General features: G+C 73.9%; 11 protein-coding genes. 10 read left to right on the top strand and 1 reads right to left on the bottom strand.

Annotated elements, in window-relative coordinates; translation table 11 throughout:
- The first annotated feature begins 555 nt into the window (after nucleotides 1-555).
- The 8 genes from PS467_RS18790 (at nucleotide 556) to PS467_RS18755 (ending at nucleotide 11,235) form a co-directional block, all read left to right on the top strand.
- The gene (locus tag PS467_RS18790; RefSeq protein ID WP_311036257.1) at nucleotides 556-1,485 is read left to right on the top strand and encodes a TIGR03084 family metal-binding protein; all 930 of its coding nucleotides are present in this window, start codon (nucleotides 556-558) and stop codon (nucleotides 1,483-1,485) included.
- Complete coding sequence (locus PS467_RS18785) at nucleotides 1,482-3,224, top strand: acyclic terpene utilization AtuA family protein (protein WP_311036256.1); 1,743 nt, start codon at nucleotides 1,482-1,484, stop codon at nucleotides 3,222-3,224. The genes PS467_RS18790 and PS467_RS18785 overlap by 4 nt, the downstream gene beginning before the upstream one ends.
- Nucleotides 3,221-4,819: an acyl-CoA carboxylase subunit beta gene (locus PS467_RS18780; protein ID WP_311036255.1), complete on the top strand. Its 1,599-nt coding sequence runs from the start codon at nucleotides 3,221-3,223 to the stop codon at nucleotides 4,817-4,819. Before PS467_RS18785 ends, PS467_RS18780 begins: the two co-directional genes overlap by 4 nt.
- An 11-nt stretch (nucleotides 4,820-4,830) precedes the next feature.
- Nucleotides 4,831-6,795 carry an acetyl/propionyl/methylcrotonyl-CoA carboxylase subunit alpha gene (locus PS467_RS18775; protein WP_311036254.1) on the top strand — a complete coding sequence of 655 codons (1,965 nt, stop codon included), beginning with the start codon at nucleotides 4,831-4,833 and terminating at the stop codon, nucleotides 6,793-6,795.
- Nucleotides 6,796-6,882: 87 nt separating this feature from the next.
- Nucleotides 6,883-8,043 (top strand): acyl-CoA dehydrogenase family protein, encoded by a 1,161-nt coding sequence (locus PS467_RS18770; protein WP_311036253.1) that lies wholly within the window; start codon nucleotides 6,883-6,885, stop codon nucleotides 8,041-8,043.
- A gap of 113 nt (nucleotides 8,044-8,156) precedes the next feature.
- Nucleotides 8,157-9,746: a 4-coumarate--CoA ligase family protein gene (locus PS467_RS18765; RefSeq protein WP_311036252.1), complete on the top strand. Its 1,590-nt coding sequence runs from the start codon at nucleotides 8,157-8,159 to the stop codon at nucleotides 9,744-9,746.
- Nucleotides 9,747-9,817: 71 nt separating this feature from the next.
- The gene (locus tag PS467_RS18760) at nucleotides 9,818-10,630 is read left to right on the top strand and encodes an enoyl-CoA hydratase family protein (RefSeq protein ID WP_432280749.1); all 813 of its coding nucleotides are present in this window, start codon (nucleotides 9,818-9,820) and stop codon (nucleotides 10,628-10,630) included.
- The gene (locus tag PS467_RS18755) at nucleotides 10,627-11,235 is read left to right on the top strand and encodes a TetR/AcrR family transcriptional regulator (protein ID WP_311036251.1); all 609 of its coding nucleotides are present in this window, start codon (nucleotides 10,627-10,629) and stop codon (nucleotides 11,233-11,235) included. The genes PS467_RS18760 and PS467_RS18755 overlap by 4 nt, the downstream gene beginning before the upstream one ends.
- Before the next feature lie 31 nt (nucleotides 11,236-11,266).
- On the opposite strand, the gene PS467_RS18750 is transcribed toward PS467_RS18755, so the two are convergent.
- Nucleotides 11,267-12,367, bottom strand: coding sequence for a citrate synthase 2 (locus tag PS467_RS18750; protein WP_311036250.1), 1,101 nt, complete (start codon nucleotides 12,365-12,367; stop codon nucleotides 11,267-11,269).
- A gap of 374 nt (nucleotides 12,368-12,741) precedes the next feature.
- Here PS467_RS18750 and pdxH point away from each other — a divergent pair, with 374 nt between their 5' ends.
- Together pdxH and PS467_RS18740 are read left to right on the top strand one after the other, a co-directional pair.
- Entirely contained in the window at nucleotides 12,742-13,437 is a 696-nt protein-coding gene (gene pdxH, locus PS467_RS18745) for a pyridoxamine 5'-phosphate oxidase (RefSeq protein WP_268972724.1), read from the top strand.
- A gap of 429 nt (nucleotides 13,438-13,866) precedes the next feature.
- On the top strand, nucleotides 13,867-15,447 hold the full coding sequence (locus PS467_RS18740) for a PAS domain-containing protein (RefSeq protein ID WP_432280606.1): 1,581 nt from the start codon (nucleotides 13,867-13,869) through the stop codon (nucleotides 15,445-15,447).
- The last annotated feature ends 46 nt before the right edge of the window (nucleotides 15,448-15,493 follow it).

Here is a 15,493-nt window from a genome sequence, read left to right as displayed (position 1 = left end):
CAGGCGCCGTCCGTCAGCCGCCGATGGGTTGGCCGGGTGCCCCGGCCGTGCGCTCGCCCCGGCCCCAGTACGTCCCGGCCTCGGCGGTCCGGCGCCGCGCTCGATGGGTACGTGCCTCCCCCGGCCCCCTCCCGGTACCCCTCTCCAAAGCACTTGATCTGGCGCAACTAATTCATCAAGCGTTTTCGGGAGGTACCCCCACCCCCCCGCTGTCCGGCGTCGGCCTCGGCCTCCGACCACGGAAGCCGCCACCGGCCGCTGCCCCCACCGGCCCGGCGCCCGGCGGTGAGGGCCCGGCCCGGCACCCCCTGCCCCGCTGCTCAACTGCGCCGAAGGCGCGAGACGAAAGCCGCACCCAACCGAGCCCAGTAGCCCGACCCACCTCAGCTCCGCGCCGGCCCACCCGCACCCCAACGCGCCGCGCGCCCCTCACAACGGCTACAACCGGCTGAATCATGCAAGCGTGCTTGATTGTTTCTCGCCGCGCTGCCACCCTCGCTCGACAAGAAATGAAGAAGCCGACACACGGCAGACCCGACGAGACGGGAGCGACGCGTGTCCGAGACGGAGGCTCTGCTCGCCGATCTGCGGGCGGAGGGGGATGAGTTGGACGGCCTGGTGGCCGGGCTCGGAAACGTGGCGTGGCGGACGGCGACGCCTGCGCCCGGGTGGACCGTCGCGCATCAGATCGCCCATCTCGCCTGGACCGACGAGCGGGCCGTGCAGGCCGCCGAGGACCCCCAGGGGTTCGCCGACGAGGTGCGCAAGGCGTGGGCCGCTCCGGACGCGTTCGTGGACGAGGGCGCGGAGCGCGGCGTGGCCCTGGGGCCCGAGGCGCTGCTCAGCCGGTGGCGGGAGGGCCGGGAGCGGCTGCTCCGCAGCCTGGCGGCGCAGCCGCCGCGCGCCCGGCTGCCGTGGTACGGGCCGCCGATGAGCGTGATGTCGATGGCGACGGCCCGGCTGATGGAGACCTGGGCGCACGGCCAGGACGTCGCCGACGCGCTGGGCGTGCGCCGGGCCCCCACCGCCCGGCTGCGCCATGTGGCCCGGATCGGGGTCCGGGCGCGGGGTTACGCGTACGCGGCGCGGGGGCTGGAGCCGCCGGCCGAGGAGTTCCGGGTCGAACTCACCGGCCCGCACGGTGAGGTGTGGACGTACGGCCCCGAGGACGCGGCCCAGCGGGTGACCGGGCCCGCGCTGGACTTCTGCCTGCTGGTGACCCAGCGGGCGCACCGCGACGATCTGGCCGTACGGGCCGAGGGGCCGGACGCGGACCGCTGGCTGGACATCGCGCAGGCGTTCGCGGGCCCGCCCGGCAAGGGCCGCGCCCCGGGGCAGCGGACGGAGCACGCGGTGGGCGGCACGGGCCATCAGGGGGGCGGTGGTGAGCCGGGCGGCAGTGCCCCGGGTGACGCCTCCGCAGGCCGCGTCGCGGGAGGAGCGGAACGCGACGCCGCCGAACACCGCGCCGGAGGCGCCCCGTGACCCCGTCGCCCGCCCCCCTCCGCATCGGCAACGCCTCCGGCTTCTACGGCGACCGCTTCGACGCGTTGCGCGAGATGCTCACCGGCGGCCCCCTGGACGTGCTGACCGGGGACTATCTCGCCGAGCTGACCATGCTCATCCTGGGCCGGGACCGCGCCAAGGACCCGGCGCGCGGCTATGCCACCACCTTTCTGCGCCAGCTCGAGGACACCCTGGGGCTCGCCATGGAGCGCGGCGTACGGCTCGTCACCAACGCGGGCGGACTCAACCCGGCCGGGCTGGCCGACGCGATACGCGACCTCGCCGACCGGCTCGGCGTCGGCTGCCGGGTGGCCCATGTCGAGGGGGACGACCTCCTCGGCGCCCGTGACTGGGGGCCGGGCGTGGTCACCGCCAACGCCTACCTGGGCGGGGCCGGGATCGCGGAGTGTCTGCGCGGCGGCGCGGAGGTGGTGGTCACCGGGCGGGTGACGGACGCCGCGCTGGTGACGGGCCCGGCCGCCGCGCACTTCGGATGGGCCGCCGACGACTGGGACGCGCTCGCCGGAGCCGTGGTCGCCGGGCACATCCTGGAGTGCGGTACCCAGGCGACCGGCGGCAACTACTCCTTCTTCACCGAGCTTCACGACGTACGCCGCCCCGGCTTCCCGCTCGCCGAGATCCACCCCGACGGCTCCAGCGTGATCACCAAGCATCCGGGGACGGGCGGCGCCGTCACGGTCGGGACGGTCACCGCCCAGCTCCTCTACGAGACGGCGGGGGCCCGCTACGTCGGCCCGGACGTCACCGCCCGGCTGGACTCGGTGCGGCTCACCCCGGACGGGCCGGACCGGGTGCGCGTCCACGGCGTACGGGGCGAGGCGCCGCCCGGCACCCTCAAGGCCGGGCTGACCCGGCTCGGCGGCCACCGCAACGAGGTGGTGTTCGTGCTCACCGGCCTCGACATCGAGGCCAAGGCGGCGCTCGTACGGGACCAGATGGAGGGGGCGATGAGCAAGCGCCGCCCCGCCGACGTCCGCTGGACCCTGTCCCGTACCGACCACCCCGACGCGGCCGTGCAGGAGGAGGCGAGCGCGCTGCTGCGGCTGGTGGTCCGTGACCGGGACCCGGCGGCGGTGGGGCGGGCGATCAGCGGCGCGGCCGTCGAACTGGCCCTCGCGAGCGTTCCCGGCTTCCATGTGACCGCCCCACCGGGGAAGGGCTCGCCCTACGGCGTCTTCGAGGCCGTGTACCTCCCGGCCGACACCGTGCCGCACACCGCCGTGCTGCCGGACGGCTCCCGGCGGACCATCCCCCCGGCCGTCGCCCCAGCCGTCCCCGTCGCCCCGGCCCCGGACGCCCCCGCCCCCGTCCCCGAAGACCCGGTGGGCCGGCCCCCGCTGCCCCCGCCCCTCCCGCCCGGCCTGCCGACCCGCCGCGCCCCGCTCGGCGCGGTCGCCGGGGCCCGCAGTGGTGACAAGGGCGGCAGCGCCAACATCGGCGTCTGGGCGCGCGGCGAGGACGCCTGGCGCTGGCTGGCCCACACCCTCACCGTCGACCGGCTGCGGGAGCTGCTCCCGGAGACGGCCCCGCTGACCGTCACCCGCCATTTGCTGCCCCATCTGCGCGCCCTGAACTTCGTCGTGGACGGGCTGCTCGGCGAGGGCGTCGCCGAGCAGGCCCGTTTCGACCCGCAGGCCAAGGCCGTCGGCGAATGGCTGCGCTCACGCCACCTGGACATACCGGAGGTATTGCTGTGACCGTGCTCGCGTCCGCGCTCGACCCCGCAGGCGCCGACTACACGGCCCATCGGGAGGCGATGCTCGGCAAGCTCGCCGAACTGGAGGGCGAGCACGCCAAGGCGCTCGCCGGGGGCGGGGAGAAGTACGTCCAGCGCCACCGCAAGCGCGGCAAGCTGCTCGTCCGCGAGCGGATCGAGCTGCTGCTGGACCCGGACACCCCGTTCCTGGAGCTGTCCCCGCTGGCCGGCTGGGGCAGCGAGTATCCGGTCGGCGCCTCGATCGTCACCGGCATCGGGGTGATCTCCGGCGTGGAGTGTCTGATCAGCGCCAACGACCCGACCGTACGGGGCGGGTCCAGCAACCCCTGGACGCTCAAGAAGTCGCTGCGCGCCCATGAGATCGCCCGCGCCAACCGGCTCCCGGTCGTCAGCCTCGTCGAGTCCGGCGGCGCCGATCTCCCCTCCCAGAAGGAGATCTTCATCCCCGGCGGGGCGCTCTTCCGCGATCTCACCCGGCTGTCCGCTGCAGGCATCCCCACCATCGCCGTGGTCTTCGGCAACTCCACCGCCGGTGGCGCGTACATCCCCGGGATGTCCGACCACGTGATCATGGTCAAGGAGCGCTCCAAGGTCTTCCTGGGCGGTCCGCCGCTGGTGAAGATGGCCACCGGTGAGGAGAGCGACGACGAATCGCTGGGCGGCGCCGAGATGCACGCCCGCACCTCGGGCCTCGCCGACTACTTCGCCACCGACGAACCCGACGCGCTGCGCCAGGCCCGCAGGGTCGTCGCCCGGCTCAACTGGCGCAAGGCTCACCCCGATCCGGGACCCGCCGAACCGCCCAAGTACGACGCCGAGGAACTGCTCGGCATCGTCCCCGGCGACCTCAAGATCCCCTTCGATCCGCGCGAGGTGATCGCCCGGATCGTCGACGGCTCGGACTTCGACGAGTTCAAGCCGCTGTACGGGCGCAGCCTGGCCACCGGCTGGGCCGCGCTGCACGGCTATCCGGTCGGGATCCTGGCCAACGCCCAGGGGGTGCTGTTCAGCGAGGAGTCCCAGAAGGCCGCGCAGTTCATCCAGCTCGCCAACCAGCGTGACATCCCGCTGCTCTTCCTGCACAACACCACCGGCTACATGGTCGGCCGCGACTACGAGCAGGGCGGGATCATCAAACACGGCGCCATGATGATCAACGCCGTCTCCAACTCCCGGGTACCGCATCTGTCCGTGCTCATCGGCGCCTCGTACGGCGCCGGCCACTACGGGATGTGCGGCCGCGCGTACGACCCCCGCTTCCTCTTCGCCTGGCCCAGCGCCAAGTCCGCCGTCATGGGCCCGCAGCAGCTCGCCGGGGTGATGTCGATCGTCGCCCGGCAGTCCGCCGCCGCGAAGGGGCAGCCGTACGACGAGGAGGCCGATGCCGCACTGCGCGCCATGGTGGAGCAGCAGATCGAGTCCGAGTCGCTGCCGCTCTTCCTCTCCGGGCGGCTCTACGACGACGGCGTCATCGACCCGCGCGACACCCGCACCGTCCTCGGCCTGTGTCTGTCCGCCCTGCACACCGCGCCGGTCGAGGGGGCGCGTGGTGGCTTCGGTGTCTTCCGGATGTGAGTGAGGAACCCGTGATCCGTTCCCTCCTGGTCGCCAACCGCGCCGAGATAGCGCGGCGTATCGTCCGCACCTGCCGCGACCTCGGCATCGCCACCGTCGCGGTCCACTCCGACGCGGACGCCGCCGCGCCCCACGCGCGGGAGGCCGACACCGCCGTAAGGCTGCCGGGCGACGCCCCGGCGGACACGTATCTGCGCGGTGATCTCCTCGTCAAGGCCGCCCTGGCCGCCGGGGCCGACGCCGTTCACCCCGGCTACGGCTTCCTCTCCGAGCACGCCGACTTCGCGCGCGCCGTCAGGGACGCGGGGCTGGTGTGGGTGGGGCCGCCGCCCGAGGCGATGGAGGCCATGGCCTCCAAGACCCGCGCCAAGGAGCTCATGCGCAAGGCGGGCGTCCCGCTGCTCGATCCGCTCGACCCGGCCGGGGTCACCGCCGGTGATCTGCCCGTGCTCGTCAAGGCGGCGGCGGGCGGCGGCGGCCGTGGCATGCGGGTGGTCCGCGACCTGGACGCGCTCCCCGCCGCACTCGACTCCGCCCGCGCCGAGGCGGCCTCCGCCTTCGGCGACGGCGAGATCTTCGTGGAGCCCTATATGGAGGGCGCCCGCCATGTCGAGGTCCAGGTGCTCGCCGACACCCACGGCACCGTCTGGACCCTGGGCACCCGGGACTGCTCCCTCCAGCGCCGCCACCAGAAGGTCATCGAGGAGGCCCCGGCCCCCGGGCTGGACGAGGAACTGCGGCGCACCCTGACCGAGTCGGCGGCGAACGCGGCGCGCGCCATCGGCTACGAGGGCGCGGGCACGGTGGAGTTCCTGGTCTCGGCGGCGGGACGGGCGTACTTCCTGGAGATGAACACCCGCCTCCAGGTGGAGCATCCGGTCACCGAGGAGATCTACGGACTTGACCTGGTGGCGCTGCAACTGCGGATCGCGGAGGGGGCGGCCCTCGACGCCGAGCCCCCGGCGCCACGGGGGCACGCCGTCGAGGCGCGGCTGTACGCCGAGGACCCGGCGCGCGACTGGCAGCCGCAGACCGGGATCATGCACCGGCTGGAGATCGCCGGGCTGCGGGTCGACTCCGGGCCGGCCGACGGGGACGCGATCGGCGTCCACTACGACCCGATGCTGGCCAAGGTCATCGCCGTCGCCCCGACCCGCGCCGAGGCCGTGCGGCGGCTGGCCCACGGGCTGGAGCGGGCCCGGCTGCACGGTCCGGTGACCAACCGGGAGCTGCTGGTGCGGGCCCTGCGCCACCCGGAGTTCGAGGCGGCCCGGATGGACACCGGCTTCCTCGAACGCCATCTGCCCGAACTCACCGCGTCGGCCACCGCCTCGGACTCCGCCTCCGCCGCCGATTCCCCCCGAGGCGGTGACGACGATCGGGCGGTCCCGCTCGCCGCCCTCGCCGCCGCCCTGGCCGACGCGGCGCGGCGGCCGGCGACCGTGGCCGGGCGGCTGGGCGGCTGGCGCAACGTCCCCTCCCAGCCGCAGCTGCGGAGCTACCGGGCCGAACCGGACGGCACCGAGCACGAGGTGCGCTACCGCCTCACCCGTGACGGGCTGCTCGCGGAAGGTTTCCCCGGCGTCCGGCTGCTGAGCGCCGACCCGGGGCGGGTCGTCCTCGACGTGGCCGGCGTCCGGCGGACGTTCGAGGTGGCGGCCTATGGGGACCGCCGCTATGTCGACACGCCCCAGGGCGGCCACGCGTTCACCGCGCTGCCCCGCTTCCCCGACCCCACCGCCCGCACCGAACCGGGCTCGCTGCTGGCGCCCATGCCGGGCACGGTGGTGCGGGTCGCCGAGGTGGCGGTCGGGGACCGGGTCGCGGCCGGACAGCCCCTGCTGTGGCTGGAGGCCATGAAGATGGAGCACCGCGTCACCGCGCCCGCTGCCGGAGTGCTCACCGCGCTGCACGCCGCCACCGGCCGTCAGGTCGAGGTCGGAGCCCTGCTCGCCGTCGTGGCGCCGGAGGAGTGACCCCGTGCGCGCACCGCGACAGCCCGCCCGGCCCGCACCACGCGTCGCACGGCGGCAGGAGCCGTCCATGACCAGGAGGAGCCGTCCATGACCAGCACCCATACGCCCGTGGACACCCCGGAGCACGTGGCGCTCCGCGCCGCGGTCTCGTCCTTCGCCAAGGGGCACGCCCCGGGCGGCCCCCAGGAGGGCGACAGCCCCCTCGACCTGTGGGCCGAGGCCGGCAAGCTCGGCTATCTCGGCGTCAACCTGCCCGAGGAGTACGGCGGCGGGGGCGGCGGGATCACCGAGCTGTCCATCGTCCTGGAGGAGTTGGGCGCCGCGGGCTGCCCGCTGCTCATGCTGGTCGTCTCGCCCGCCATCTGCGGCACCGTCATCGCCCGGTTCGGCACCGCCGAGCAGAAGGAGCGCTGGCTGCCCGGTCTGGCCGACGGCAGCATCACCATGGCGTTCGGCATCACCGAGCCCGACGCCGGGTCCAACTCGCACCGCATCACCACCGTCGCCCGCCGGGACGAGGGCGGCGGCTGGGTACTCAACGGCCGTAAGGTCTTCATCTCCGGTGTGGACATCGCCGACGCGACCCTGATCGTCGGCCGCACCGAGGACTCCAGGACCGGGAAGCTCAAGCCCTGCCTGTTCATCGTCCCGCGCGAGACACCCGGCTTCTCCCACCACCACATCCCCATGGAACTGTCCGCCCCGGAGAAGCAGTTCGAGGTGGTGCTGGACGACGTACGGCTGCCCGCCGACGCGCTGGTCGGCGACGAGGACGCCGGGCTGCTCCAGCTGTTCGCGGGGCTCAACCCCGAGCGCATCATGACGGCGGCGTTCGCGCTGGGCATGGGCCGTTACGCGCTCGACAAGGCCGTCGACTACGCCCGCACCCGCCAGGTCTGGAAGGAGCCCATCGGCGCCCACCAGGCGATCGCCCACCCCCTCGCCCAGGCCCATATCGAGCTGGAGCTGGCCCGGCTGATGATGGCGAAGGCGGCATACCTCTACGACGCGGGCGATGACGCGGGCGCCGGCGAGGCGGCCAACATGGCCAAGTACGCGGCCGGGGAGGCCGCGGTGAAGGCGGTGGACCAGGCCGTGCACACCCTCGGCGGCAACGGCCTGACCGCCGAATACGGGTTGGCCCGGCTGATCACGGCCGCCCGGGTGGCCCGGATCGCCCCCGTCAGCCGGGAGATGATCCTCAACTTCGTCTCCCACCAGACCCTGGGCCTGCCGAAGTCGTACTGACGGCCAACTTCCCCAGGAGGCCGACTTCCACGGGTGGGCAGACAGGCGCCGTACCGATCTCGCGGGTAGGGCAGAACGGACAGGTAGGTACATCACAGCTGAGGGGAACGCCCATGGCCACGGTGCTGCGCAGCGAGTATCCCGATGTCCCGCTCGTCGATCTGCCCATCCACGACGCCGTACTGGCCCGCGCGGCCGGGGAGTTCGGCGAGCTGACCGCCCTGATAGACGGCGTGACCGGGGTGTCCCTGAGCTATGCCGCGCTGGACCGCGCCTCCCGCCGCATCGGGGCCGCGCTCGCCGAGGCGGGGGTGCGCAAGGGCGATGTGGTGGCGCTGCACAGCCCCAACTCGGTCATGTACCCACCGGCGTTCTACGGCACGACCCGCACCGGTGCCGCGGTGACCACGGTGCATCCGCTGGCGACGCCGGATGAGTTCGCCAAGCAGCTCAGGGACGCGGCCGCGTCCTGGGTCATCACCGTCTCGGCGCTGCTGGGCGTGGCCCGGCAGGCCGCCGAACGGGCGGGCGGAATACGGGAGATCTTCGTCTGCGACGAGGCGAGCGGCCACCGCTCACTGCGCTCCATGCTGACGAGCACCGCGCCCGAACCGGTGGTGGAGATCGACCCGGCCGAGGACGTCGCGGTGCTGCCGTACTCCTCCGGGACCACCGGCGTCCCCAAGGGCGTGATGCTCACCCACCGCAACGTCGCCACCAACATCGCCCAGGTGGAGACGCTGGTCCCCAACCAACCGGGGGAGCGGGTCCTGGCCGTTCTGCCGTTCTTCCACAGCTACGGCCTTACGGCGCTCATGAACGCGCCGCTGCGCAACGGCGGCACGGTGATCGTGCTGCCGCGCTTCGAACTCGACCAGTTTCTCGCGGCGGCCGAGAAGCACCGGGCCGAGGCGCTCTATGTGGCCCCGCCGATCGTGCTCGCGCTCGCCAAGCATCCGGCGGTGGACCGGCATGACCTGTCGTCGGTGCGGTACGTGCTGAGCGCGGCGGCCCCGCTGGACGCCCGGCTCGCGGACGCGTGCGCTCGGCGGCTCGGCGTACCGCCGCTGCTCCAGGGGTTCGGGATGACGGAACTGTCACCGGCCTGCCACCTGGTGCCGCGCGACGCGGAGAACCCACCACAGGGCACCGTCGGAAAGCTGCTTCCGAGCACCGAGATGCGCATCGTGGACCCGGACACCGGGGAGGACCTCCCCGCGGGCGAGGACGGCGAGATCGTCATCCGTGGCCCCCAGGTGATGAAGGGCTATCTGGGCCGCCCCGAGGACACCGACGCGATGATCGACGCGGAGGGCTGGCTGCACACCGGCGATGTCGGGCACGTGGACGCGGACGGCTGGCTGTATGTGGTGGACCGGGTGAAGGAGCTGATCAAGTACAAGGGCTATCAGGTCGCCCCGGCCGACCTGGAGGCCGTGCTGCTCGCCCATGAGGCCGTCGCCGACGCCGCCGTGATCGGGGTGACGGACGGGGACGGCAACGAGATCCCCAAGGCGTATGTGGTGCGCGGGCCCGGGGCCCGGATCTCGGAGGAGGACCTGATCGCGTACGTTGCCGGGCAGGTGGCCCCGTACAAGAAGGTGCGCCGCGTGGAGTTCACGGACTCCGTGCCGCGCTCGGCCACCGGCAAGATCCTGAGGCGTGAACTGCGCGCCAGGGAAAGGAGTGCGACCGCACGATGACCAACGGCTCCCTGACCGATGGCTCCACGGCCGACGGCCCCACGGCGGGCGCGCCGGTGTCCGCCGCGCCGGTGTCCGCCGCGCCCGCTCCGCTCGTACGGGCCGCCTTCGAGCGCGGGATCACCACGCTCACCCTGGACTCGCCGCACAACCGCAACGCCCTCTCGACGCGCCTGGTCGGCGAGTTGCGCGAGGCACTGGCGGCGGCCGGGCGGGACGACCGCGTCCGGGCGGTGCTGCTCACCCACACCGGCACCACCTTCTGCGCGGGCGCGGACCTGAGCGAACCGCCCTCGGCGTCCGGGGCGGCCGGACTCGTGGCGCTGCTGCGGACGATCGTGGAGCTGCCCAAGCCGGTCGTCGCACGCGTCACCGGACATGTGCGGGCCGGTGGGCTCGGACTGCTCGGAGCGTGCGACATATCGGCGGCGGGGCGCGGCGCGAGCTTCGCCTTCACCGAGGCGCGGCTCGGCCTCGCCCCGGCCGTCATCTCGATGCCGCTGCTGCCCCGGCTGGACCGGCGCGCGGCGGCCCGCTACTACCTCACGGGCGAGCGGTTCGACGCCGCCGAGGCGGCCCGGATCGGGCTGGTGACGATCGCGGACCCGGAGGGGGACGCGGACGGGGCGCTGGCGCCCGTCCTGGACGGGCTGCGCCGGGGCTCCCCGCAGGGCCTCGCCGAGTCCAAGCGCCTGGTGACCGCCGATGTGCTGCGCGCCTTCGATCGGGACGCGGAACCGCTGGCCGAGCTGTCGGCCCGCCTCTTCGCCTCCGAGGAGGCCCGTGAGGGCATGACGGCGTTCCTGGAACGGCGCGACCCGGCCTGGGCGCCACGGGACACGGCGCCGGACGCGGGGACGCCGGACGCGGGGGCGTCCCGATGACCCCCCGTACGGCCCTGCGCGACCCCAAGCAGGACCGCAGCCGCGCGACCCGCAGACGGCTGCTGGAGGCCGCCGTGTCCTGCCTCGCCGAGCACGGCTGGGCCGGTTCCACGGTCGCGGTGGTCGCCGAGCGGGCCGGGGTGTCGCGGGGCGCGGCCCAGCACCACTTCCCGACCCGTGAGGACCTCTTCACGGCCGCCGTCGAGCATGTCGCCGAGGAGCGCTCGGCCGAGCTGCGCGCCCTCGTCGCCCCGCGCGGGGAGGGCCGCGTCCGCACGGTGGTCGAGGCGCTGGTGAGCCTCTACACCGGCCCGCTCTTCCGGGCCGCCCTCCAGCTGTGGGTGGCGGCCTCGTACGAGGAGCAGCTGGGCGCCCGGGTGACCGCCCTGGAGGCGAAGATCGGCCGTGAGACGCATCGGATGGCGGTGGAGCTGCTGGGCGCCGACGAATCGGTGCCGGGCGTCCGGGAGACCGTCCAGGGCCTGCTCGACATGGGACGCGGCCTCGGCCTGGCCAACCTCCTGACGGACGACGGCCACCGCCGGGAGCGGGTGGTGGCCCAGTGGTCGAAGATCCTGGAGGGCATCCTGGCAACCCCCTCCTGAACCGCGGCCGGCGTTCGAGCGGTGGCCCGAGCTACCGCTGGGCGTCCCCGTAGCCCTCGATGTCGTGCGGGCTGCGCGCGCCGGGCCCGACGTACCGGGCCGACGGCCGGACCAGCCGGCCGGTCCGCTTCTGCTCCAGGATGTGCGCGCTCCAGCCCGCCGTGCGGGCACAGGTGAACATCGACGTGAACATGTGCGCCGGGACCTCGGCGAAGTCCAGCACGATGGCCGCCCAGAACTCCACGTTCGTGGCCAGTACCCGGTCGGGCCGGCGGTTGTGCAGCTCCTCCAGGGCGGCCCGCTCCAGCGCCTCGGCGACCTCGAAGCGCGGTGCGCCCAGCTCCCGCGCGGTGCGCCGCAGCACCCGCGCCCGCGGGTCCTCGGCGCGGTAGACGCGGTGGCCGAAGCCCATCAGCCGCTCGCCCCGGTCGAGGGCCTGTTTGACGTACGCGGTGGCGTCCCCGGTGCGCTCGATCTCCTCGATCATGCCGAGCACCCGGGAGGGCGCGCCGCCGTGCAGCGGCCCGGACATGGCGCCCACCGCGCCGGAGAGCGCGGCGGCGACATCGGCGCCGGTGGAGGCGATGACACGGGCGGTGAAGGTGGAGGCGTTCATCCCGTGCTCGGCCGCCGAGGTCCAGTACGCGTCGACGGCGGCGACGTGCTTGGGGTCGGGCTCGCCGCGCCAGCGCCGCATGAAGCGCTCCACGATGGTCCCGGCCTTGTCGATCTCCCGTTGCGGCACCATCGGCTTCCCCTGGCCGCGGGCCGACTGGGCGACGTACGACAGGGCCATCACGGCCGCCCGCGCCAGGTCCTCACGGGCCTGCTCCTCGTCGATGTCCAGCAGCGGTTTGAGCCCCCAGACGGGCGCGAGCATGGCCAGCGCGGACTGCACATCGACCCGGACGTCCCCGGAGTGGACCGGGATGGGGAACGGCTCGGCGGCCGGCAGCCCCGGGTTGAAGGCGCCGTCGACCAGCAGACCCCAGACGTTCCCGAAGGAGACATGGCCCACGAGGTCCTCGATGTCCACGCCTCGGTAGCGGAGCGCGCCGCCCTCCTTGTCGGGTTCGGCGATCTCCGTCTCGAACGCGACGACTCCTTCGAGTCCGGGTACGAAGTCGGACATCAGGCGGCTCCTCATGATGCGGTCATGATGCGGACGACGGGCGGCGGCGGGCGGTGCCGGGACGGTTACGCGGCCGCCTGACACGGCTCGCGGTCCGTACCGGCCACACCGGTGATGTGCCCCGTGCGGGTGGTGGTCACCCAACCATGGCGGGGAGTGACCCCCAGGACACGGGAGGGTGGGGCCTGCCCAGCGCGGACAGGCGCGTGGTCCGACTCAGTCTGGTGGGTGCGCTCCCCGTGGGGAAGCGTGAGAAGCGGCACACCGCGTGTGGTGCGCGGGAGGGTTTCGCGGAACGGGTGTGGGCGCCCGGCCGGCGGCGGGGACCGCTCTTCCGGGGCCGCCGGTGCGGCGGACCGATGATGTTGCAAGATATGCCCGTGCCTCACGTTGACTCGGAGCCCTCGGCTTCCTCCGCGCGTACGTACGACCCGGCCGCCATGCGCGAGCACTACCGCGCGGCGGGCTTCGACGAGGCGGACCTCGCGGACGACCCGTTCCGGCAGTTCACCCGGTGGTTCGAGGACGCGGTCGGCAGCGGGCTCTTCGAACCGAACGCCATGGTGGTCTCGACGGCCGACGCGGCGGGCCGCCCCAGCTCCCGTACGGTGCTGATGAAGAGCTTCGACGAGCGCGGCTTCGTCTTCTACACCAACTACGGCTCCCGCAAGGGTCGTGAGCTGGGTGAGAACCCGCAGGTGGCACTGCTCTTCCCGTGGCATCCCATCGCCCGGCAGGTGATCGTGACCGGCACCGCGCAGCGGACCGGGCGGGACGAGACGGCGGCGTACTTCCGCACCCGGCCGCACGGTTCGCAGCTGGGGGCGTGGGCGAGCACGCAGTCCGCGGTGGTGGGCTCGCGGGCGGAGCTGGACCGCTCGTACGAGGAGCTGGCGAACCGCTATCCGCCGGGCGAGCAGGTGCCGGTGCCGCCGGAGTGGGGCGGGTTCCGGGTGGTTCCGGAGGCCGTGGAGTTCTGGCAGGGCCGGGAGAACCGGCTGCACGACCGGCTGCGGTACGTCCGGCTGCCTGGTGCGGAGGGCTGGCGGGTGGAGCGCCTGTACCCGTAGGAGCCGCGGCGTCCTCGACCCGTGAGGCGTCCCGCGCCCGTGAGGTCCCTCAGAACGCGGACAACCCGCGGGTCTGTCCCCTGACGCCCTGAGGCGGAAGGGGGCCGGTCGGACGTACCGGCGACCCGCGGGTCGGGTGACTGCGTGGGATTGGCCGGCTGCGCACCCGTTCGTGCGCCAGTCCGGCGAATGCGCTGAGCGCGACGACGGACCGCTAGCCCGCAGTCACCTCACGCGTCCGGATTTCATACATCTGCCGAACCACCTCCCTTCTCGTGTACCGCACAGCCTAAGAACGCCCTCGTGCCACACACAAGCGAATTTCCGGGAGGCAACGATTTCCCCGAATACGGTGTGGCGCGTGTCACGTTCGAGTTCAATGTCCGACGTGCCCCACCACAGACAGCCACGTCCAGCAGGGGGTGTCCGGTGAGCGCTTCACAACGTTCCGAACCCGCACGTCCGGCGCGTTCCGCCGGCTCCGCGCGGGGCGTCCCGGGGCAGGCGGAGGCGGAGGCGGAGCCGGCGGCGTCGGCGTCCGGCCGGTCCGACCGCCCGGACGGGCCGGAGCGGCTCGACTCCGAGCTGCTCGCCGCGCTGCTCGACGGGATGGACGCGGCTTTGTGCGCGTTCGACACCGACGGCAGGGTGACCCACTGGAACCGCGAGGCCGAGCGCATCCTCGGCTGGACGGCGGCGGAGGCGGTCGGCCGCAAGGGGCTGGGCGGCTGGGCGGCCCGCCCGGGGGACGCGCGGGAGGTCGAGGCGCGCCTTAAGGAGGCCATGAGCGCCACGGGACGCCGGGTGCACGAGTTCGCGCTGCTGACCAAGGACGGCGGCCGGGTCCTGGTGCGCACGCAGTCCTCGCGCATGCCGGGCGCGGACGGCCGCCCGGCCGGGGTGTACTGCGCCTTCGGCGAGGCGCACGAGCAGATCGACCTGGAGCGGTCGATCGCGCTGAGCGAGGCGCTGCTGGAGGGCGCGTCGTGGAACGTGGTCCTGGTCGACGCGGATCTGCGGGTCGCCGTCGTCAACGCCAACGCGGCGGGCGCGCTGCGCACCGCCCGTAAGGCCGCGCCCGGCCGGCCGCTGGGCGACTTCCTGGACCAGGGCGTCGAGGAGGCGGAGGCCGCGCTCCAGCACGTCCTGGCGGAGGGCGCGCCCCTGGCGCCGACCGAGCTGTGGGTGACCCTGCGGGACGCCGGCGCGGGGCACGGCACCGAGGGCCCGGCCGGGGTGCGCTACGAGCTGCTCGACGACGAGGAGGCGGTGCGCGGCGAGGTCCCAGGCCGCGACACGGCGGGCACGGCGGGCACGGACGGCGCGGGGGCGCTGCGCCGCTGCTGGCGCAGCGGCTTCCTCCGGCTGGCCTCACCGCTCACCGAGGAGCCGACGCCGCTCGGGGTGGCCTGGATCTTCCAGGACGTGACGGAGGCCAAGGGCCAGGAGCAGGAGAGCGCCCGGCTGCGCTTCAGGGGCAACCAGCTGCACCGGGCGACGCGGGCGGCGGCCGAATGCGAGGACCCGATGGAGGCGGCCTCGGTCCACCTGGACTTCGCCCTGGCGGGGTTCGCCGATCACGCCCTGATCGACCTGGCCCTGGACCCGCCGCCGGGCGCCCCGGCGGACCGGATCCGGCTGGTCCGGGCGGCGGCCACCCCCACCGGCACCCCCGGCCCCTGCCCGCCCGTCGCCCCGGGCGGCATCCCGCTGGGCTACGCGGAGGGCCATCCGGCACTCCAGGCGGTCGAACGCTGCGGTTCGGTACGGACGAGCGCGAGACGCTCGGACGAGCCGGCGAGGGCCCAGTGGGCGGCCGCCCGCAAATGGCCGGAGGGCGCGGTGCACGGGCTGTGCGCGGTGCTGCGCAGCCGCGGCCGCACCCTCGGCGTGGTCACCTTCCTGCGCACCTCCGGCCGCCGGGCCTTCGACCGTACGGACGCGGTGTACGCGGAGGACGTCGCGGCGCGGGTCGCGGCCTCGGTGGACCTGGCCGTACGCCGGTACTGAAGATCACCGAACGGTGCGCCGGCAAGCGATCACCGCTGAGATGACC

This window comes from Streptomyces luomodiensis (assembly GCF_031679605.1).
GTDB classification, from domain to species: Bacteria; Actinomycetota; Actinomycetes; order Streptomycetales; family Streptomycetaceae; genus Streptomyces; species Streptomyces luomodiensis.
Note: the sequence above shows the minus strand (reverse complement) of the source record. Positions and strands in the feature narration are given on the sequence as shown.

What these genes read in the sequence shown, in the direction of transcription:
- PS467_RS18770 (WP_311036253.1), top strand. Translation starts at nt 6,883, where the DNA reads ATGACCAGCACCCATACGCCCGTGGACACCCCGGAGCACGTGGCGCTC.
- pdxH (WP_268972724.1), top strand. Translation starts at nt 12,742, where the DNA reads ATGCCCGTGCCTCACGTTGACTCGGAGCCCTCGGCTTCCTCCGCGCGT.
- PS467_RS18755 (WP_311036251.1), top strand. Translation starts at nt 10,627, where the DNA reads ATGACCCCCCGTACGGCCCTGCGCGACCCCAAGCAGGACCGCAGCCGC.
- PS467_RS18750 (WP_311036250.1), bottom strand. Translation starts at nt 12,367, where the DNA reads ATGTCCGACTTCGTACCCGGACTCGAAGGAGTCGTCGCGTTCGAGACG.
- PS467_RS18765 (WP_311036252.1), top strand. Translation starts at nt 8,157, where the DNA reads ATGGCCACGGTGCTGCGCAGCGAGTATCCCGATGTCCCGCTCGTCGAT.